This window comes from Streptomyces sp. NPDC059679 (assembly GCF_042734105.1).
Classification (GTDB): Bacteria; Actinomycetota; Actinomycetes; order Streptomycetales; family Streptomycetaceae; genus Streptomyces.
Genome location: NZ_JBHWES010000048.1, coordinates 74,295 through 93,377, shown reverse-complemented (window position 1 = coordinate 93,377; position 19,083 = coordinate 74,295). Strand labels below are relative to the sequence as shown.

Genomic DNA, 19,083 nt, shown 5'->3' with positions numbered 1-19,083 from the left:
TAGACGAACAGCAACAGCAGCATGATCGGCGTCAGCAGCAGGTTCAGCGTCAGCGACGGGTAGCGCCGGGCGTGCAGGAGGTTGCGGCGCAGCATCGTGGCGGAGTCGCGTACGGCGAGGGACAGCGAACTCATCGGACAGTCTCCTTGGGCTGAGCGGGCTGGTTGGTGCTGGTGAGGGCGAAGAAGACGTCGTCGAGGTCGGGGGTGTGGACGGTGAGTTCGTCGGCTTCGATGCCGGCGGCGTCGAGCCGGTCGAGGATGGAGCGCAGTTCGCGCTGGCTGCCGTCGCTGGGGATCTGCAGCGACAGCGCCTCGTCGTCCCGGGTGACCTTCCGTAGCGCGAGAGCGGCGGACTGGTAGGCGGTCGGGTCCGTGAAGCGGAGTTGTATGTGCCCGCCGGGGATCAGTCGCTTCAGCTCGTCCGCGGTGCCCTCGGCAGCGATCTTGCCGTCGTTCAGTACCGCGATACGGTCGGCGAGTTCGTCGGCTTCCTCCAGATACTGGGTGGTGAGGAAGACGGTGACGCCGCCGGTGACGAGTTCGCGGATGATCTGCCACATGGTGTGCCGGGAGCGCGGGTCGAGGCCGGTGGTGGGTTCGTCGAGGAAGATGATGCGCGGGTTGCCGACCAGGGTCATGGCGATGTCGAGGCGGCGTTTCATGCCGCCGGAGTAGGTGGAGGCGGGCTTCTTCGCGGCCGCGACGAGGTCGAAGCGCTCCAGCAACTCGGCCGTGACCTGCCGTCCCTCGTGCTTGGAGAGGTGGTGCAGGTCTGCCATGAGGAGCATGTTCTCCTCGCCGGTGATCAGCCCGTCCACGGCGGAGAACTGCCCGGTCACCCCGATCGCGGCCCGCACGGCCTGCGGGTCGGCGGCGAGGTCGTGGCCGCCGACGCGGATCTGGCCACTGGCGGGGCCGGGGGAGATGAGGGTGGACAGGATCTTCACGGCGGTGGTCTTGCCGGCGCCGTTCGGGCCGAGTAGCGCGAACACCGAGCCGGCCGGGACGGCCAGGTCGACGCCGTCGAGGACGGTCTTGTCGCCGTAGGACTTGCGCAGCCCGTTCGCCGCGATGGCCAAGTCGGTCATGAGGGAGTGCTCCTTTTGGCGGGCTGCGGGTTTTAGAGGCTGCGGGCGGTGATGTCGCCGTGCGAGGTGGTGGCGCGGATGCCGAGTTCGGTGGTGCCGTCGTTCTTGAGGGCGTTGCTGATGCGGCCGTAGGCGGTGTCGGCATCCAGGGCGGCCGAGACGCCTGCGGCGGCGCCGATCGTGATGTCGCCGGACTGGGTGCGGAGCACGACCGTGCCGCGCACGGCCTCGGTGATCCGGATGTCGCCCCGTGCGGTGCTGATCTCCGCGGGGCCGTTGAGCCGGCCGATCTCTACATCGCCGTCGGTCGCGGTGAGGCGGACGCTCGCGGCCTCGTCGATCTTGATCTGGCGGTACGCGCCTTCGAAGGCGATGTCGCCGAGGCGGCCGACGCCGCGGAGCTCGGAACTGGCGGTCCTGGCCTCGATGTGGGAACCGGCGGGCAGCTTGACGGTGACCTCCAAGGATCCGGAGTGGGCGAGGAGCTGGTTCTTGGGCTCGGGAGTGTGGATCCGCAGGACGCCGTCGGCGTAGGTGACGGTGGTCTGCTCGGCGGTCTGGACGTCGCGGCTCTTGGCGGGGTTGGCGGGCAGGACCTCGATGGTGGTGTCGGCGCGGTCCGCGGCGATGAACTGGATGCGTCCGGCGGGGATGTCCAGGACGGCGGCGACCGGGGCGGGGGTGTCGAACTTCTGCATCGTGCTCTCCTGAGCTCGTTCCTCGTTTCTGACACCGGAAACGCTACGTTGCTTTCCAGATTCTGGCAACGTATTCGTTGCTCAAGCTGAGTATTTATGCAGGTGAAAGCGGTAAAACTGTTGCAACGGCCTCGAAGATAATGCAACGACGATTGTCTCGATCATTGCAATGGGTAAGAAAGGAACGCTACGGTGGGGGACCAGGGACCATCACGAAGGATCACCAAGGAGATCGCGATGCCAGGAGGCAGGCTCACCCAGCAGGAACGCCAGCAGATCGCGCTGGGGCTGGCCGACAGCCTCCCCTACGCCGAGATCGCCCGACGCCTCGAACGTCCGACCTCGACGGTCACGCGTGAGGTGATGCGCAACGGCGGCCCCACCGCCTACCGCGCCGACCTGGCTCACCGCGCCACCGAGCGCCGCGCTCACCGGCGCAGGCCCGCGTCCTCCCGAGGGGCGGAGTCGGTCCCTCAGCCGCATGGACGCGACGCCGAGGCCGTGCGCGAGTACGAGGAGTTGCTCACCACCGTCCTCATGCAGTCGGGCCTGCCCAAGATGATGGCCCGAGTGATGGCCTGCCTCTACACCACCGACGCGGGCAGCCTCACCGCGTCCGAACTCGCCCAGCGCCTCCAGGTCAGCCCGCCATCCATCTCCAAGGCGATCGCGTTCCTCGAGGGCCTGGAGCTCGTCCGCAGGGAACGCGACGAGCGCCGCCGCGAGCGCTACATCGTCGACAACGACCTCTGGTACCAGTCGATGATCCGCAGCGCCCGGGACAACGACCGGTTCGTCGAGGTCGCGCGGCAGGGCGCTGGCGTCCTCGGCTCCGGCACCCCGGCCGCCGCCCGCCTCGAGAGCGCCGCCCGCTTCCTCGACTTCGTTTCCGAGAGCCTCATCCGCGCCGCGGAGCAGGCCCGCGAAGTCCTGTACACCAAAGCCGAAACGACCTCAGGCGACACCGCCGAGCCACATTCGGATCGCTGATGGGCGGCCGGTCTTGTTCGGCAAACTGAGTGGGGGTGTGCCGCTACCGCTGCTCCGTGTGCCGCTTGACGATCGACGGCGGAGCGCCGTCCACCGAGTCGGCGGAGTAGGGGCGGACCAGTGGCCGGACCGGTCGCATGCAGCCCGACGACCGCGTCCGCCACGGCCTCGACGCGGGCCGGCCGCGCGGACGGGGCCAGCAGATGCCGCCGTCCGAGGCGGGCGCGGCGCTGGGCGGGGGTGATACGGGGGAGGTGGTCGCTCATGGGGGCTGACCGTAGGGGCCATGCCTGTCACCTCCTGGCAGGTGCGCACGCGGTGCGGCGCCGCCCACAGGGCGGCGCCAAGGCCTACGCCCTGCGGCGTATCCGGCGCTGCTTTCCTGGGCGGACATGCTCGCCGCCCATGCCGTGACGTGCGTGGACCCCCGTTGCGGCGGGCCCGCGGGGGCGCCGGAATCCGCGTGGATCTCGGGCCGGACGTGACCCGGATGACCTGGGCGACCCGCGCCAACCTGCGGTGTTCGCCCCGCAGTCCGGGCCGGTACGCCCGTCGGCGTACCACAGGGGCCTCTCCCGGCAGGACGACGCGTGCCCGCGCCATCTGCACGCTGGGGCCATGACACAGCAGGCCCCCGTGGTGACGATTCACCAACTCACCAAGCGATATGGAGACCGGGTCGCGGTCGGCGACCTCACGGTCGAGGTCCCGCGTGGCGTGGTCGCCGGATTCATCGGCCCGAACGGCGCCGGCAAAACGACCACCATGGCGATGCTTCTCGGCCTCGTGCGCCCGACCTCCGGGGACGCCACCGTCCTCGGACGGTCGATCCACCACCCCGAGCGCTACCTGGGCCGCGTCGGCGCCCTACTCGAGGGACCGGCCATGTGGCCCGCGCTGACCGGCGTGGAGAACCTGCGGGTGCTCGCCCGGCTCGGCGGCCACGATGAGCGCCGCATCCCCGAGATCATCGAACTCGTCGGCCTCGCCGATCGGGCGCGCGACCGCTACGGCAGGTACTCCCTCGGCATGAAGCAGCGGCTCGGCATCGCCGCCGCCCTGCTCGGCGACCCCGAGCTACTGATCCTCGACGAGCCGACCAATGGCCTCGACCCGGCCGGCATGATCGACATGCGCGACCTCATCGCGCGGATCGCGGCCGAGGGCCGCACCGTGCTGGTGTCCTCTCACATCCTCAACGAGCTGGAGCAGGTCTGCGACTGGCTCCTCATCATCGAGCAGGGAACGCTCGTCTACGCCGGCTCAGCACGGGAGTTCGCCGACCGGACCGGCAACGACATCCTCCTGGCCCCCGTGGACGGCGCGGATCTCCCGATCCTCGCCGACATCGTCGCCGCCGAAGGGCTGGAGCCCAAGAGTGACGGGAGTCGGCTCATGGTGTCGATCGACCACCGCGACCCGCGGCAGATGGCCGCGTCTCTCAACCGCGCCGCCTTCGCGACGGGCATCGTGCTGGCCGAGCTCACGGTCCACCGGCCCACCCTGGAATCCACCTACCTCCGACTCATTGAGGGAGACGTCGCGTGATCCGCTCATTCCGTGCCGAACTGGCCAGGCTGATCCGCCGCAGGGTGCTCATCACCACGATCGTCGTGGTCCTTGCGAGCTCTGTCGGCGGCGCGGCGATCGAGCTGGGCGGCGCCAAGCCCGCATCGGAGATGTCCCCGAACAGCATGACGCCGACGCTGGAGACCTTCGCCGGGGCCGGTGGCGGCACCGAGGTGTTCCGCGCCGTCGCGGCCTTCTCCGGCACCCTCGTGTTCGCTTTGTTCGTCGGCCTGTTCAGCCTGGAGTTCTCCCGCGGTACCTACCGCACGATGCTCTTCCGGCAGCCCAAGCGGACGAGCCTGTTGATCGGCAGGCTGGGGGCGCTGCTGGCCTTCGCGGCCGCGGCCCTGGCGTGCGGCGAGGTCGCCACGTGGCTTGCCGCCCGGTTCGTGGCGTCCGGCTACGACGTCTCGACCGACGCGTGGACCGGCGCCGACGCCCTCGGCGCGGCCGTCACCGACTACGCGTCCGTACTGGCGTGGGTCACCGGCTATGCCGTGCTCGCCATGCTGATCGCGGTGCTGCTGCGCTCCGTTCCCCTGGCCCTCGCCGTCGGCATCGCGTGGGCCGGGCCCGCCGAACACCTCATCGGGGACGCGTGGGACCCGGGTCGGCGGTTCTTCCCCGGACTCCTCCTCGAGACGCTGGGGCAGGGCGGGACGTCGGAGGTGAGCATGGCCCGAGCGCTGCTCACCGTAGCCGCCTACGTCGTCGTCGCCGCGGCGGTCGCCGGCACCGTCTTCGCGCGCCGCGATGTCACGGCCTGAGCCCACCACGGAGCGCGGTGCCGACTCAGCGGACGTGCGGTGTCGCGGCGGCGATGAAGTCGCGGACGCCCTGCCGGGTCCGCTGGCGGATGTCGTCGAGTTGGGCGCGGTCCTCCGCCTTGTGCAACTCGGTCACGTAGCTCATCAACCGCTCGGCGAGTTCCACGAGTGCGGGGTCGTCCGAGAGCATTTGCGCGCGGAACATCGCCTCCTGCGCCGCGTAACGCATCTCGTAGACGTGCTCCCCCAACTCCGGGGTGTCCTCGTCGGGCCGGTTCTCGTGGGTGACGAACCACCGCTGGATCAGCACCCGGCGGTAGTTGAGCAGCGCCCCCGCGTATGCGCAGTACGCGTCGATGCGTTCCTGCCGCAGCTTCTCCGCCCGGGCGAAGTGCTCGCCGCGTTCGGTGGTCCGCCGCTGGAAGACGTAGGTGACACCGGAACCCAACACCGTGCCGAGCACGGCTATGAAACTCGCCAGAACTGCCTCCATGGGGGAAGTTGACCACAGCACGGGCGGGCGTCGCCGGGGTCGGGGGCGGAGGGCGTCGGGGGAGTGCGGCAAGATGAGGGGCATGGGTAGCTTCGGGGGAAGTGATCGCTTGCTGGCCGGGCGTTATCAGTTGGTGTCACGGCTGGGGCGCGGCGGCATGGGTACGGTGTGGCGGGCCGTCGACACGTTGCTGGGCCGGGATGTGGCGGTCAAGGAGCTGCACTTCGACGAGGAGCTGGACGGGATGTCGGCCCTCGACGCCCAGCAGCAGCATGAGCGCACGCTGCGCGAGGCCCGGACCGTGGCGCAGATCAAGCATCCGAATGTGATCGTCCTGCACGATGTCGTGGAGGAGGACGGACGCCCTTGGATCGTCATGGAGTTGGTCGACGGCAGCTCGCTCGCCGACCAGTTGGCCGCCGAGGGGGCGGTCGGGCCGCGTGAGGCGGCGCGGGTCGGGGTCGCGCTGGTGGACGCGTTGCGGGTGGCGCATGCGAGCGGGGTGCTGCACCGGGACATCAAGCCCGCCAATGTACTGGTGGAGGCGGGCACCCGGCGGGTGGTGCTGACGGACTTCGGTATCGCGCAGGTGACGGGGAGCACGACGATCACCGAGACCGGGACGTTCGTGGGCTCGCCCGAATACACCGCGCCGGAGCGGATGTCGGGGCGCCGCACCGGTCCGGAGTCGGACCTGTGGTCGCTGGGTGTGCTGCTGTGCACGCTGGTCAGCGGCGAATCCCCGTTCCGCCGTGACTCGTTGGGCGGTGTGCTGCACGCGGTCGTGTTCGACGAGATACGGGCGCCCGAGGCCGCCGGGGCCCTGGCCCCGGTCATCGAGGGGCTGTTGCAGCGCGACCCCGACGTACGGCTGACCGGGGACGCGGCGGCGCGGATGCTGCGGATGTGCCTGGCGCCGGGGGACACCCCCGAGATCCCTCTGGAGTACACGCCGACGCAGCCCGCCGTGCCGGTGCCGACCGGCCAGACGCCAGGCCAGACGCCAGGCCAGACGCCCGGCCATGCGCCCGGGTACGGGACTGCCGGGTACGGGGCCGCGGGGTATGGGGGTGCCGGGTACGGGGGCGCCACCCCGGCGGCGGCCCCGGCGGCTCCGGAGCCCCCCACCCCCGTCGCGCCCGCCCCGCTCGGCCGGGGCCCCCGCCGCCGTAAGGCGCTGATGGCGGCCGTCGCGGTGGTCGCGCTGGCCGGCCTCGGAGCCGGGATCGCGGCGCTGGCGCTCGACCAGAAGGACGGAGACGCCGCGGACGAGGGCCGAAGCGGGGACAAGACCTCGGCCACCGCCCCGACGGACCCCGGCAAGAAGCCGTCGCCGTCGGGCAAGCGGTCGCCGACGTCCTCGAAGGCCGCCGTCCCGGACGGCTATGAGCTGGTGGACGACCCGGTCGGCTTCACGATTGCCGTACCCAAGGGGTACTCCCGCGACTTCAAGCCCCCGCGCGTCTACTACAACTCGCCCGGCATGGAGTTCCGGATCGGGATCCACGTCCAGGAGCAGGACCCCAAGGGCCCGCTGCAGCTGAGCCGGGAGGCGGACGCCAGGGGATCGGAGGACTACCCGGGCTACCGCGGCGGCCAGGTCATCGAGACGGACCGCAAGGGGCAGCCCGCCGCCCTATGGGCCTTCATCTGGAACGGCTCGGCCGACGACGGCGGCTCGCGTCAGACCTATGACCTGACCTGGAACGAGGCGGGCAAGATGTACGACGTGTGGGTGTCCGCGCCGGTTGGGAAGAAATCCGAGGGAAAGCAGCATTTCGACATGGCTGTTAACACTTTCTCTCGGCCCTCCGGCCAGAACTGAACAGCAGCGCAACGGCTTTGTCACGAGCGGTCACAGCCGTCCCGGGGCCGGTGGCGGGCCGCGTGTCCGAGAAGGTAATGATGGAGCCATGACGAACGACGGGGGACGGGCGAACGAGCCCACCAGCTACGAGCTGCGGCCGCCGCAGGCTCCGGCCACGCCGGCGCCGCCTCCAACCGAGCCGGTGCCGTCCCAGGAGCCGCCCCGCGACACGGCTCAGGAGCCGCCGGGGCTGCCTGCGCGGGGCGCTCGGCAGGGCGCCGGGGACCGGCCGCACAGCACGTACGAGCCGACGCAGCTCGACGGCCGGACCACCCCCGGGCAGCCGTCCGCCGAGCCCTCCACCCCCGTGCCCTCCACCCCCGTGCCGTCCACCTCCGAGCCGTCCGCCTCCGAGCGGCCGTCCTCCGTGCCGTCCACCCCCGGGCAGCCCCCCGCCGGGCAGTCCGCTCCCCGGCAGCCCGCCTACGGACAGCCCGACCCCCGTACGTCGCCGCCCGCGCCCGCCGCCCAGGACCCCGGCATCGGCCGTGTCATCGGCGGCCGTTACCGCCTCGTCTCGCGTCTGGGACACGGCGGCATGGGCACGGTCTGGAAGGCGCACGACCAGGTCGTCGACCGCGATGTCGCGGTCAAGGAGCCGCGGGTGCCCGAGACCCTGCCGGAGGCTGAGCGGCAGAAGGTCTACCAGCGGATGCAGCGCGAGGCGCGCGCCGCGGCCCGGATCGACCACCCCTCGGTCGTCTCCGTGTACGACGTGGCCGTCGAGGACGGCCGGCCCTGGCTGGTGATGGAGCTGGTGCGCGGCGACTCGCTCGCCGACCGGCTGGCCGAGGGCACACTGGCCCCGCGCGAGGCGGCCCGGATCGGCATCGCGGTGCTGGGCGCGCTGACCGCCGCCCATGAGGCCGGGGTGCTGCACCGCGACGTCAAGCCGGACAACGTGCTGCTCGGCCGGAACGACCGGGTGGTGCTGACCGACTTCGGCATCGCGCAGGTCGAGGGCGAGCAGGGGCTGACGGAGACCGGCGCGTTCGTCGGCTCCCCCGAGTTCATCGCGCCCGAGCGGGTGCTGGGCCAGCGGCCCGGGCCCGAATCGGACCTCTGGTCGCTGGGCGTCGTGCTGTACGCGGCGGTCGAGGGCATGTCCCCGTTCCGCCGCTCGCACGCCCCCGCGACCCTCCAGGCCATCCTCTCCGCCGAGCCGCAGACGCCCGCCCGCGGCTCGGGCGCGCTCGGCACGCTCATCATGCAGTTGCTGCGCAAGGAGGCGGCGGCGCGGCCGTCGGCGGCCGAGGCGCGGCAGGCGCTGGAGGAGGTGGTGCGGCCCCCGCAGCCGGCGCCGACGGTGCTGGCGACCCGCCTGTACGGCCAGGTCGGGGCCGGGACCGGGGTCGGGGCCGGAGCCGGGATCGGAGCCGGGATCGGGGCCGACGCCGGGGAAGGCGCCGGGGAGGCGCAGCGCGGGGGCAGCCGCTTCGTACCGCCCATCCTGCACAAGAACCGCAAGGCGCAGCTGGGCCTGGGCGGTGTGGTGCTGCTGGTGGCCGCCGCGCTGGTGCTGGTGCTGATGAAGCCGTTCGCGAGCGAGGGCAGCGGCCTCCCGTCCGGGTGGACGGTCCGGGACGAGCGCGAGGTGGTCGACGCGTCGCTGGCCGTACCCGAGGACTACAAGAGGGTGCTGGACGACAGCGACGAGGACAACCAGTCCGTCACCTTCAAGGACCCCAGTGGGGTCTTCACCATCTATTTCCTCCGGGCCGTCAAGGACGGCGAGGAGGACGTCACCGGGCTCGCGGACGCGGTCAAGCAGACGATCGCACACCGCGAGAGCACTTCCCAGACCGACTACGCGGACGCCCACAGCAAGCAGGTGAAATCCTCCCAGCAGGGCCAGCCGGCGGAGGACGTGAACACCACCTACCGCCCCTTTGCCAGCAACCGCGACGACTACATCCCCTATCTCGAGCGCACCCACATCTATGTCAACTCCGACAAGACGCAGTGGCGGCTGAGCGTGACCATGCCCGCCAAGGGAGCGGCCCGTGAGACCGGCGACAAGCTCTACCAGGAAGTCGTGAAGCACCTGGAGATCCAGGACCTCAAGACAGCCGCGAAATAGAGTTACCGTCGGGTAGTCAAACCGGCCGGGGCGGGCCTACCCTCGCCCCCATGACGGACTCGCAGGACAGCGCACAGCCCACGCAGGACGCCCCGCAGGAGGCCGCACCGGACGCCTCGCAGGAGGCTGCCCCCGATGCCTCGCAGGACGTCGCATCCGACACCGAGGAGGAGGCCGCACCTGCCCCCGCCGACGGCAACCCGGTCGCCCCCGCCGGCGCTCGTACCGCCGCCCATGTCGTCACCCCCGAGCTGATCGCCCGGCTCGCGCGCGGCGTGGTGGGCAGTGGCAGCACCACCAGCCACACCCCCTTCACCGGGGAGGTCCTGGCCGAACTGCCCGAGTCCACCCCCGAGGACGTCGCCGAGGCGTACGAGCGGGCGCGCAAGGCGCAGCTGGCCTGGGCCCGTACCCCCGTGCGTCGGCGCGCCGCCGTGCTGCTGCGCTTCCACGACCTGCTCGTCCGCCGTCAGGCCGAGGTGCTCGACCTGATCCAGGTGGAGACGGGCAAGACCCGGCTGCACGCCCACGAGGAGGTGCAGGAGGTCTGCCTCACCGCCCGCCACTACGGGCGCAAGGCCCCCGGCTACCTGGGCGCCCGCCGCCACACCGGCGCCGTTCCCGTCCTCACCAAGGTCACCGAGCTGCGCCAGGCCAAGGGCGTCATAGGGCTGATATCCCCCTGGAACTACCCCCTCTCCCTCTCCGTCGGGGATTCGCTCCCCGCCTTCGCCGCGGGCAACGCCCTGGTGATGAAGCCGGACACCGAGACCGCGCTGACCGCCCTGTGGGCCCGTGAACTGCTGATCGAGGCCGGGCTGCCCGAGGGCGTATGGCAGATCGTGCTCGGCGAGGGCCCGGTCGTCGGCCCCGCCGTCGTCCAGCACGCCGACTACGTCTCCTTCACCGGCTCCACCCGCACCGGCCGCGAGGTCGCCCAGCGCGCGGCGGCCCGGCTGGTCGGCTGCTCCCTGGAACTGGGCGGCAAGAACGCCATGCTGGTGCTGCGGGACGCCGACCTCGACAAGGCCGCCGAGGGCTCGGTGCGCGCCTGCTTCTCCTCCGCCGGGCAGCTGTGCGAGTCCATCGAGCGCCTTTACGTCCATACGTCGATCGCCGACGCCTTCCTGGAGCGGTTCGTCGCCCGGACGAAGGCGATGCGCCTGGGCACGGCCCTCGCGTACGGGGCCGAGATGGGCTCGATGGCGGGCGAGCGCCAGTTGGCGACGGTCGTACGCCATGTCGACGAGGCCCGGGAGAAGGGCGCGAAGGTGCTCACCGGCGGCCGCGCCCGGCCCGACATCGGCCCGTACTTCTACGAGCCGACCATCCTCGACGGCGTCGAACCGCCGATGGCGGTGTGCGCGGAGGAAACGTTTGGCCCGGTCGTCTCCATCTACCGCTTCACCGACGAGGACGAGGCGGTCGAGCGTGCCAACGCCACCCCGTACGGCCTCAACGCCAGCGTCTGGACGAAGGACGGGCGGCGCGGCCGAGCGGTCGCAGCCCGGCTGCAGGCCGGCACGGTCAACGTCAACGAGGGCTACGGCGCGGCATACGGCAGCGTCCGGGCGCCGCTGGGCGGGATGGGCGACTCCGGCCTCGGGCGCCGCCACGGCTCGGAGGGGATCCTCAAGTTCACCGAGGCGCAGACGGTCGCGCACCAGCGGCTGCTGCCGCTCGGGCCCGCCTTCGGGATGACGGACGAGAAGTACGCGGCGTTCATGACCCGCAGCCTGCGCGCGATGAAGGCGCTGCGCCTGCGCTGAGCGGCGCGCGGCGGAGGGAGCGGGAGGTACTGCTGTGAACGATGCGTACGACGCTGTGGACAACGACGTGCGCGACGATGCGGACGAGGACGCCTACGACGACGCGTACGACTACGACGTGATCGTCGTCGGCTCGGGCTTCGGCGGCTCGGTGACGGCCCTGCGCCTGACCGAGAAGGGGTACCGCGTCGGGGTCCTGGAGGCGGGCCGCCGCTTCACCCCAGAGACCCTGCCCAAGAACTCCTGGCACCTCCGCGACTATCTGTGGGCCCCCGCCCTCGGCTGCTACGGCATCCAGCGCATCCACGTCCTGGGCAAGGTCATGGTGCTGGCGGGGGCCGGGGTCGGGGGTGGCTCGCTCAACTACGCCAACACCCTCTACGTACCGCCCGAGCCCTTCTTCCGGGACCCGCAGTGGGGCGCCATCACCGACTGGCGGGCGGAGCTCGCCCCGTACTACGACCAGGCGCGGCGGATGCTCGGGGCGCGCCTGAACAAGACCATGACCCCCTCCGACGAGCATCTGAAAGCCGCCGCCGAGCGGATGGGGGTGGGCGAGAGCTTCCATATGGCGCCGGTGGGGGTCTTCTTCGGGGACGGCGACGACGCGGACGGCACGACCACGGCGGCCCCCGGGGAGCGAGTCCCCGACCCGTACTTCGGCGGCGCCGGCCCCTCCCGCCGGGCCTGCACCGAATGCGGCGAATGCATGACCGGCTGCCGCCACGGCGCGAAGAACACCCTCAACGAGAACTACCTCCACCTCGCCGAGCGGGCCGGCGCCGTCGTCCACCCCATGACCACCGTCGTGGCCATCAGCGAGGACCGGCGCGGCGGCTACCGGGTCACCACCGTCCCCACCGACCGCCGCCGCAAGGGCCCGCCGCGCGCGCTGCGCGCCCGCCAGGTCGTACTGGCCGCCGGGACGTACGGCACCCAGACGCTGCTGCACACCATGCGGGACAAGGGCCTGCTGCCCCGGATCTCCGACCGGCTCGGCATGCTCACCCGCACCAACTCCGAGGCCCTGGTCGGCGCGCAGACCTCGGACCGCCGCTACCGCAAGGTCCACCCGGCGCGGGAGCGGGCCGACTTCACCCGGGGCGTGGCGATCACCTCCTCCATCCACCCCGACGACACCACCCACATCGAACCCGTCCGCTACGGCAAGGGCTCCAACGCGATGGGGCTGCTGTCCGTCCTGCAGATCCCCGACGGCGGCCGGCTGCCGCGCTGGCTGCGGTTCCTGGGGGCCAACCTCCGGCATCCGACGCTCGCGATGCGCTCGATGTCCAACCGCCGCTGGTCGGAGCGCACCATCATCGGCCTGGTCATGCAGACCCACGACAACTCGCTCACCACCTACCGCAAGCCGAAGGGCCTCGGAAAGGGCCTGCTCACCGCCCGGCAGGGGCACGGCGAACCGAACCCGGACCACATCCCCGAGGGCGCCGAAGCCGCCCGCCACCTCGCCGAGTCCATCAACGGCTTCCCGGGCAGCAACGTCGGCGAACTGATGGGCACCCCGCTCACCGCCCACTTCCTCGGCGGCTGCCCCATCGGCACGGACCCCGACCACGGCGTGATCGACCCGTACCACCGGCTGTACGGGCACCCGGGCATCCACGTCGTGGACGGCGCGGCGGTCACCGCGAACCTGGGCGTCAACCCGTCCCTGACCATCACGGCCCAGGCGGAGCGCGCCATGTCCCTCTGGCCCAACAAGGGCACCCCCGACCCGCGCCCGCCTCAAGGCGCCCCGTACAAGCGCTTGTCCCCGGTCGCGCCCACAGCCCCCGCCGTCCCCGAGGACGCCTTCGGTGCCCTGAAGCTCCCCCTGCTCCCGGTCCCGAAGGTGCCGCCCGCCGCCGACTAGGCGCGCCAGTCGGGTTCGACCGCCATCATGCGCGCGGTCTTCGACGGGTCCCGATCGACCATCTCGCCGAGCACCTTGTCGACGCGCTCCAGCACCTCGTCCTCCAGGCGCACACCGGCCGCCGTGGCGTTCTCGGTCACCTGCTCGGGCCGCGAGGCACCGATGACGGTGGCCGAGACCCCCGGCTGCCGCAGCACCCAGGCGATCGCGAGCTGGGCCATGGACAACCCGGCATCCTCGGCGACCGGACGCAACCGCGCCACCCGCTCCAGCAGACCGCTGCCGAGCACCCGGCTGACGAACCTCGGGGCCCGGCCCGACGCGGTGGCCCGGGAACCTTCCGGGGGAGCCTGGCCGGGGCGGTACTTACCGGTGAGCACGCCCTGCGCCAGCGGCTGGAAGGCCAGTTGACCGATGCCTTCCCGCAGGCACAGCGGAAGGACTTCGGGCTCGATGACCCGCCACAACATGCTGTACTGCGGCTGGTTCGACACGATCCGGCTGCGCAGCCCGAGCTCCCCGGCCATCCGCAGCGCGGCCTCGATCTGGGGCGCCGTCCACTCCGACACCCCGATGTAGAGCACCTTGCCCTGCCGTACCAGATCGTCGAAGGCGACGAGCGTCTCCTCCAGCGGCGTCCGCTCGTCGAACCGATGTGCCTGGTAGAGGTCGACGTAGTCCGTCCCCAGCCGGCGCAGCGAGGCATGGCAGGACTCCATGACGTGCTTACGGGACAGGCCGCGGTCGTTGGGGCCGTCCCCGGTCGGCAGGCAGACCTTGGTGGCGATCTCCACCGACGAGCGCCGCACCCCGCCAAGGGCCTCTCCGAGCAGCTCTTCCGCGGCGCCTTGGGCGTAGACGTCGGCGGTGTCGAAGGTCGTGACACCGCAGTCGAGCGCCGTTCGCACACACGCCAGGGCCGCGTCCCTGCCGACCGACTCCCCGTGGGTCAGCCAGTTGCCGTACGTGATCTCGCTGACCATCAGGCCGCTGCGGCCGAGTTGACGATGTTCCATGGGCCGACCCTAGACCTTGTCACTCCCGTCTGCCCGGCTGCCGATTCCGGCCGACTGCGTCAAATTCGTTTGACGTGGAGCGCGCTCCAGCTCCTAGTGTCCTGGGCAGTTCCGAGCCCAGGAGGCAAGCAGCATGACCAACGTTTCCATCCGGCACCTCGGCGCACTGGCGGTCTCCGCGCAGGGCCTGGGGTGCATGGGCATGAGCCACGCCTACGGTGCCGCCGACGACGAGCAGTCGATCGCGACGCTGCACCGCGCCCTCGACCTCGGGGTGACCTTGCTGGACACCTCCGACTTCTACGGCGTCGGGCACAACGAGGAGCTGATCGGACGGGCCATCGCCGGGCGCCGTGACGAGGTGGTGCTGGCCACGAAGTTCGGCTTCGCCAACCGCCTGGGCGAGCCCACCCTGATCCGCGGCGACGCCGCATACGTGCGGCAGGCGTGCGAGGCGTCGCTGCGCCGGCTCGGGGTCGACCACATCGACCTCTACTACCAGCACCGGGTCGATCCGCAGGTGCCGATCGAGGAGACCGTCGGCGCCATGGCCGAGCTGGTGCGGGCTGGTAAGGTCCGCCACCTCGGGCTGTCCGAGGCCGGTGCGCAGACCATCCGGCGGGCGCACGCGGTGCATCCGATCGCCGCGCTGCAGAGCGAGTGGTCGTTGTGGACCCGAGACCTGGAGGCGGAGATCGCCCCGGTCTGCCGCGAGCTCGGCATCGGCCTCGTCCCGTTCTCCCCGCTCGGACGTGGCTTTCTGACCGGCCGGTACACCTCGGTCGAGGGGCTGGAGGAGACCGATATGCGGCGGACCCAGCCGCGTTTCGCCGACGGCAACCTCGAACGGAACCTGGCGATCGTCGCGAAGCTGAACGAGCTGGCCGAGGCGAAGGGGGTCACCGCCGGTCAGCTCGCCCTGGCCTGGGTGCAGCACCAGGGCGACGACGTGGTGCCGATCCCCGGCACCCGGCGGCAGCGGTATCTGGAGGAGAACATCGCGGCCCTGGACGTCGAGCTGTCCGCCGAGGACCTTGCCGCGATCGAGGCCGCCGCCCCGTCCGAGCAGATCGCGGGCACCCGCTACGACGCGACCAGCCTCACCTTCGTCAACGGCTGAGCGGCTGCCTTCGCCTTGATCCTCGTACGAAGGGGCCGCCCCGGGCGGGGCGACCCCTTCATACGCGGCTTCAACGCGGACCGGCGGCTCGGGCCGCCGCCGTCAAGACGTTACGCGGCGGCGCCGCCCGCGCGGCGACGGCGCACGACGAACACCGCGCCCGCGCCCGCGGCCATCGCGACGCCGCCGATCATGGCGATGGTCGGCAGCGCGGAGGAGGAGCCGGTCTCGGCGAGGGAGCCCTTGGGGTTGATCTTCGTGTCGCCCGCCGGCTTGGGCAGGGGCTTCTTGCCGCCCTGCGGCTCCGGCTTGGGCTCGGCCGGCGGGACGTGGCCCGGCTTCGAACCGGCCGGGAGCACGTCGAACTCGTAGTAGTCGCCGGTCGAGAAGACGCAGTTGCCCTCGTCGTCCGTGTAGACGCCGAAGGTGAGCGCGTAGCCGAAGCCGTCACCGAGGGCCTTGGCGGACACGCTCAGCCGCATGTCGAGGGTGATGGTCTCGTGGGCGCGTACGTCGGTGTAGCCGATGTAGCCCGCGCCCGGGTCGTTCTCGTCGGTGGAGATCGACGTCCAGGCGCCGGTGTCCGGGTCCTTGTACTGCAGCGTCAGGAACTTGCCGGTGCCGTCGGGGTGCTTGGAGTCCGCGGTGCCGGCGAAGACGCCGAAGTCCACGCGCTTGAGGGACTTGTCCGAGTCGTTCTCGACCTGGAACTTGAAGCCGTGGAAGCCGCTGCCCGCCACGACCTTCGACGGCAGACCGGTGATGGTGGTGGTGAGGTCCGGGTCCTCTTCGTACGACCCGTCGTCGTTGCAGTCGTCACCCGGCGTCGGCCCGTCCGTCGGGTCGTCGGTCGGCGGGGCGGTCGTGGGGGTGTCGGTGGTGGGCGGCGTGGTCGGCGGCTTGGTGTCCGTCGGGGCGTCGGTGGTGGGCGGGGTGGTCGGCGGCTTGGTGTCCGTCGGCTCGGTGGTGGGCGGGTTGGTCGTCGGGTCGGTCGGGGACGGGGTGGTCACCGTGGGGTCGGGGGCCGGGGTGACCGTGGCGGTCGGCTCGTCCGTGGGCTCGTCGGCAAAGGCAGCGGGCGCCGCCAGCAGCGCGGCGGGGACTATGGCGGCCGTCGCGGCGGCGGTCGCCAGGGCGCGGCGAAGCTTCATGAAGACCTCTTCTGGGTCCGTTCGCGCCGCTGGTCGTCAGCGGCACGCGGTGGAAGGCCGTCGCGGTGGGGACGCGGTCTGGCCGTGCGTTTGCACGTACATGACCGGCCGGGTGGCCGAAAGGTTGCCCTTGAGTTTGCTCACAGAATGGTCACAGAAAAACCCGATCAAGGTCACGGGCCCCTGACGGCGTGAGAAGGCGGCGTGCGAAGGGCCCCGGGGGCGTCCGAGCGGGGCGGGCGTCCCCGGGGCCCTAGGCGGTCAGCACCGGCGTCAGGGCAGCGCCGGTGCTGAAGGGCGGCGCCGGGGGGAGCGCCGCTGGCTTTGGAGGCCGCCGGTCTTTCGGTGTGGTGCGCTTTTGAGTCGTACCCCTGCGAGTCATACGCCTGCGAGTCGTGCGTCTGCGAGCGAGCGGTGCGCTTTCGGGTGGAGCGCGGTGGTGCAGCGGCGATACAAGAGGGGCGTACGCCCGCGTGGTCGGACCAATGACGGTAGGGAGGTCCGGGGGCGTCTTCCCTCCGTGCATCGTGGTGGATGTGGCGCTTCCGGCGCAACCGTTTCGACCGGATACGGTCGGCCCCGGGCGTCCCCGGGGCCGACCGTTCTTTGGGGTGGTGACCGGGCTGCTGTCCCCTGCTGACCGGTCACCTCGCCGAAGCGAGGTCCCACGACGCGCCGCCTGAATCACCGCAGGGGGCCGCGTCTCATCGCTTCGGCGGATCTGAGCCACGCGTGGATACTTCCGGGCCGCTCCTGGCTGGCGCGGACAACGGGCTCAACGAAGCGGCTCACGGCCTGGTCACGTGGCGTACGGGTGACGGTCCGTGACGGCGTGGGCGCGAAAAGTGCCGGGAATAGGGGCGGAATGCGCGCGGAAATGTGCCGGGAAAGCCGTGATGGCGAGCCCGTTAGAATCGATGGTCCAACCCCCAGAAACACCGCAACCTCCGCCGGAAGGCCGCCGAAGTGCCATCAGCGTCCCCTGCTGCCGCCCCCGACACCGTCCTGGTCGTCGACTTCGGCGCGCAGTACGCCCAGCTCATCGCCCGTCGCGTCCGCGAGGCCCGGGTCTACAGCGAGATCGTCCCGTCCACCATGCCGGTGGCGGAAATGCTCGCCAAGAAGCCGAGGGCGATCATCCTCTCCGGCGGCCCCTCGTCGGTGTACGCGGAGGGTGCGCCCACCGTCGACCGCGCGCTGTTCGAGGCCGGGGTGCCGATCTTCGGCATGTGCTACGGCTTCCAGCTGATGGCCACCACGCTCGGCGGCACCGTCGACAACACCGGGGCCCGCGAGTACGGCCGTACGCCGCTGACCGTCTCCAAGCCCGGCTCCACGCTCTTCGAGGGCACCCCGGCCGAGCAGACCGTGTGGATGTCGCACGGCGACGCCTGCTCGGCCGCCCCCGAGGGCTTCACCGTCACCGCCTCCACCGATGTGGTGCCGGTCGCGGCCTTCGAGAACGACGAGAAGAAGCTGTACGGCGTGCAGCACCACCCCGAGGTGATGCACTCCACCCACGGGCAGCAGGTGCTGGAGCACTTCCTCTACCGGGGCGCCGGGATCGAGCCGAGCTGGACCACCAGCAATGTGGTGGAGGAGGCCGTCGCCGCCATCCGTGAGCAGGTCGGCACCAGGCGCGCGATCTGCGGCCTGTCCGGCGGCGTGGACTCCGCCGTCGCCGCCGCACTCGTCCAGCGGGCCATCGGCGACCAGCTGACCTGCGTGTACGTGGACCACGGCCTGATGCGCAAGGGCGAGTCCGAGCAGGTCGAGAAGGACTTCGTCGCGGCCACCGGCGTCCAGCTGAAGGTCGTCGATGCCGAGGAGCGCTTCCTGACCGCGCTCGCCGGGGTGTCCGACCCCGAGGAGAAGCGGAAGATCATCGGCCGGGAGTTCATCCGGGTCTTCGAGCAGGCCCAGGCCGAGCTGGTCGCCGAGGCGGGCGCCGCGGGCGAGGCCGTGGAGTTCCTGGTGCAGGGCACCCTCTACCCGGACGTGGTGGAGTCCGGCGGCGGCACCGGTACCGCCAACATCAAGTCCCACCACAACGTGGGCGGCCTCCCGGACGACCTCGAGTTCAAGCTGATCGAGCCGCTGCGCCGGCTGTTCAAGGACGAGGTGCGGATGGTCGGCCAGGAGCTCGGGCTCCCGGACGAGATCGTCCAGCGCCAGCCCTTCCCGGGCCCGGGCCTGGGCATCCGTATCGTCGGCGAGGTCACCAAGGAGCGCCTGGACCTGCTGCGCGAGGCCGACGCCATCGCGCGCGAGGAGCTGACCGCCGCGGGCCTGGACCGGGACATCTGGCAGTGCCCGGTGGTGCTGCTCGCGGATGTGCGCTCGGTGGGCGTGCAGGGCGACGGCCGCACCTACGGCCACCCGATCGTGCTGCGCCCCGTCTCCTCCGAGGACGCGATGACCGCGGACTGGTCGCGGCTGCCGTACGACGTGCTGTCGCGGATCTCGACCCGGATCACCAACGAGGTCGACGAGGTGAACCGCGTGGTCCTGGACATCACCAGCAAGCCCCCGGGCACCATCGAGTGGGAGTGACCCCACCCCCGTCATCACACCGGCGCCGTCGCCCGATCTCTCCG

The 19,083-nt window shown here is 71.4% G+C and carries 15 protein-coding genes and 1 pseudogene; 10 read left to right on the top strand and 6 right to left on the bottom strand.

What is annotated here, in order from left to right:
• The 3 genes and pseudogenes from ACFV2X_RS37405 to ACFV2X_RS37395 form a co-directional block, all read right to left on the bottom strand.
• Positions 1-134, bottom strand: a pseudogene (locus ACFV2X_RS37405) (ABC transporter permease); the annotation flags it as partial.
• On the bottom strand, positions 131-1,090 hold the full coding sequence (locus tag ACFV2X_RS37400; RefSeq protein ID WP_385625502.1) for an ATP-binding cassette domain-containing protein: 960 nt from the start codon (positions 1,088-1,090) through the stop codon (positions 131-133). The pseudogene ACFV2X_RS37405 and the gene ACFV2X_RS37400, both read right to left, overlap by 4 nt.
• A gap of 32 nt (positions 1,091-1,122) precedes the next feature.
• Positions 1,123-1,788, bottom strand: coding sequence for a DUF4097 family beta strand repeat-containing protein (locus ACFV2X_RS37395; RefSeq protein WP_385625500.1), 666 nt, complete (start codon positions 1,786-1,788; stop codon positions 1,123-1,125).
• 237 nt (positions 1,789-2,025) lie between these two features.
• On the opposite strand from ACFV2X_RS37395, the gene ACFV2X_RS37390 reads away from it, so the two are divergent.
• From ACFV2X_RS37390 to ACFV2X_RS37375, 4 genes are all read left to right on the top strand, one after another.
• Entirely contained in the window at positions 2,026-2,778 is a 753-nt protein-coding gene (locus tag ACFV2X_RS37390; protein ID WP_385625498.1) for a helix-turn-helix domain-containing protein, read from the top strand.
• Positions 2,779-2,915: 137 nt separating this feature from the next.
• Positions 2,916-3,053, top strand: a complete 138-nt coding sequence (locus ACFV2X_RS37385; protein ID WP_385625496.1) for a hypothetical protein — start codon at positions 2,916-2,918, stop codon at positions 3,051-3,053.
• A 343-nt stretch (positions 3,054-3,396) separates the two neighbouring features.
• Positions 3,397-4,326 (top strand): ABC transporter ATP-binding protein, encoded by a 930-nt coding sequence (locus ACFV2X_RS37380; RefSeq protein ID WP_385625494.1) that lies wholly within the window; start codon positions 3,397-3,399, stop codon positions 4,324-4,326.
• Entirely contained in the window at positions 4,323-5,114 is a 792-nt protein-coding gene (locus ACFV2X_RS37375; protein ID WP_385625492.1) for an ABC transporter permease, read from the top strand. Before ACFV2X_RS37380 ends, ACFV2X_RS37375 begins: the two co-directional genes overlap by 4 nt.
• A 25-nt stretch (positions 5,115-5,139) precedes the next feature.
• On the opposite strand, the gene ACFV2X_RS37370 is transcribed toward ACFV2X_RS37375, so the two are convergent.
• Entirely contained in the window at positions 5,140-5,607 is a 468-nt protein-coding gene (locus ACFV2X_RS37370; protein WP_385625490.1) for a hypothetical protein, read from the bottom strand.
• Between the two features lie 73 nt (positions 5,608-5,680).
• Here ACFV2X_RS37370 and ACFV2X_RS37365 point away from each other — a divergent pair, with 73 nt between their 5' ends.
• The 4 genes from ACFV2X_RS37365 (at position 5,681) to ACFV2X_RS37350 (ending at position 13,199) form a co-directional block, all read left to right on the top strand.
• Positions 5,681-7,432, top strand: a complete 1,752-nt coding sequence (locus ACFV2X_RS37365; RefSeq protein ID WP_385625488.1) for a serine/threonine-protein kinase — start codon at positions 5,681-5,683, stop codon at positions 7,430-7,432.
• Positions 7,433-7,520: 88 nt separating this feature from the next.
• The gene (locus tag ACFV2X_RS37360; RefSeq protein ID WP_385625486.1) at positions 7,521-9,554 is read left to right on the top strand and encodes a protein kinase; all 2,034 of its coding nucleotides are present in this window, start codon (positions 7,521-7,523) and stop codon (positions 9,552-9,554) included.
• 50 nt (positions 9,555-9,604) lie between these two features.
• Positions 9,605-11,323: a succinic semialdehyde dehydrogenase gene (locus ACFV2X_RS37355; RefSeq protein WP_385625484.1), complete on the top strand. Its 1,719-nt coding sequence runs from the start codon at positions 9,605-9,607 to the stop codon at positions 11,321-11,323.
• Positions 11,324-11,378: 55 nt separating this feature from the next.
• Positions 11,379-13,199, top strand: coding sequence for a GMC oxidoreductase (locus ACFV2X_RS37350; protein ID WP_385625510.1), 1,821 nt, complete (start codon positions 11,379-11,381; stop codon positions 13,197-13,199).
• Here ACFV2X_RS37350 and ACFV2X_RS37345 read toward each other — a convergent pair.
• A complete protein-coding gene (locus ACFV2X_RS37345; RefSeq protein ID WP_385625482.1) occupies positions 13,196-14,215 on the bottom strand; it encodes an aldo/keto reductase family protein in 1,020 nt (339 codons plus the stop codon). The two genes, ACFV2X_RS37350 and ACFV2X_RS37345, sit on opposite strands and share 4 nt — an antisense overlap.
• 133 nt (positions 14,216-14,348) lie before the next feature.
• Between ACFV2X_RS37345 and ACFV2X_RS37340 the strand changes: the two genes are divergently transcribed.
• Positions 14,349-15,335, top strand: a complete 987-nt coding sequence (locus ACFV2X_RS37340; protein WP_385625480.1) for an aldo/keto reductase — start codon at positions 14,349-14,351, stop codon at positions 15,333-15,335.
• A 110-nt stretch (positions 15,336-15,445) separates the two neighbouring features.
• Here ACFV2X_RS37340 and ACFV2X_RS37335 read toward each other — a convergent pair whose 3' ends face one another.
• A complete protein-coding gene (locus ACFV2X_RS37335; protein ID WP_385625478.1) occupies positions 15,446-16,486 on the bottom strand; it encodes an LAETG motif-containing sortase-dependent surface protein in 1,041 nt (346 codons plus the stop codon).
• A 966-nt stretch (positions 16,487-17,452) separates the two neighbouring features.
• On the opposite strand from ACFV2X_RS37335, the gene guaA reads away from it, so the two are divergent.
• Positions 17,453-19,039, top strand: coding sequence for a glutamine-hydrolyzing GMP synthase (guaA, locus tag ACFV2X_RS37330; protein WP_385625476.1), 1,587 nt, complete (start codon positions 17,453-17,455; stop codon positions 19,037-19,039).
• Positions 19,040-19,083: the final 44 nt, after the last annotated feature.

Coding starts and splice junctions, on each gene's coding strand:
- ACFV2X_RS37400 (WP_385625502.1), bottom strand. CDS start 1,090: ATGACCGACTTGGCCATCGCGGCGAACGGGCTGCGCAAGTCCTACGGC.
- ACFV2X_RS37395 (WP_385625500.1), bottom strand. CDS start 1,788: ATGCAGAAGTTCGACACCCCCGCCCCGGTCGCCGCCGTCCTGGACATC.
- ACFV2X_RS37390 (WP_385625498.1), top strand. CDS start 2,026: ATGCCAGGAGGCAGGCTCACCCAGCAGGAACGCCAGCAGATCGCGCTG.
- ACFV2X_RS37385 (WP_385625496.1), top strand. CDS start 2,916: ATGCAGCCCGACGACCGCGTCCGCCACGGCCTCGACGCGGGCCGGCCG.
- ACFV2X_RS37380 (WP_385625494.1), top strand. CDS start 3,397: ATGACACAGCAGGCCCCCGTGGTGACGATTCACCAACTCACCAAGCGA.
- ACFV2X_RS37370 (WP_385625490.1), bottom strand. CDS start 5,607: ATGGAGGCAGTTCTGGCGAGTTTCATAGCCGTGCTCGGCACGGTGTTG.
- ACFV2X_RS37365 (WP_385625488.1), top strand. CDS start 5,681: ATGAGGGGCATGGGTAGCTTCGGGGGAAGTGATCGCTTGCTGGCCGGG.
- ACFV2X_RS37360 (WP_385625486.1), top strand. CDS start 7,521: ATGACGAACGACGGGGGACGGGCGAACGAGCCCACCAGCTACGAGCTG.
- ACFV2X_RS37355 (WP_385625484.1), top strand. CDS start 9,605: ATGACGGACTCGCAGGACAGCGCACAGCCCACGCAGGACGCCCCGCAG.
- ACFV2X_RS37345 (WP_385625482.1), bottom strand. CDS start 14,215: ATGGAACATCGTCAACTCGGCCGCAGCGGCCTGATGGTCAGCGAGATC.
- ACFV2X_RS37340 (WP_385625480.1), top strand. CDS start 14,349: ATGACCAACGTTTCCATCCGGCACCTCGGCGCACTGGCGGTCTCCGCG.
- ACFV2X_RS37335 (WP_385625478.1), bottom strand. CDS start 16,486: ATGAAGCTTCGCCGCGCCCTGGCGACCGCCGCCGCGACGGCCGCCATA.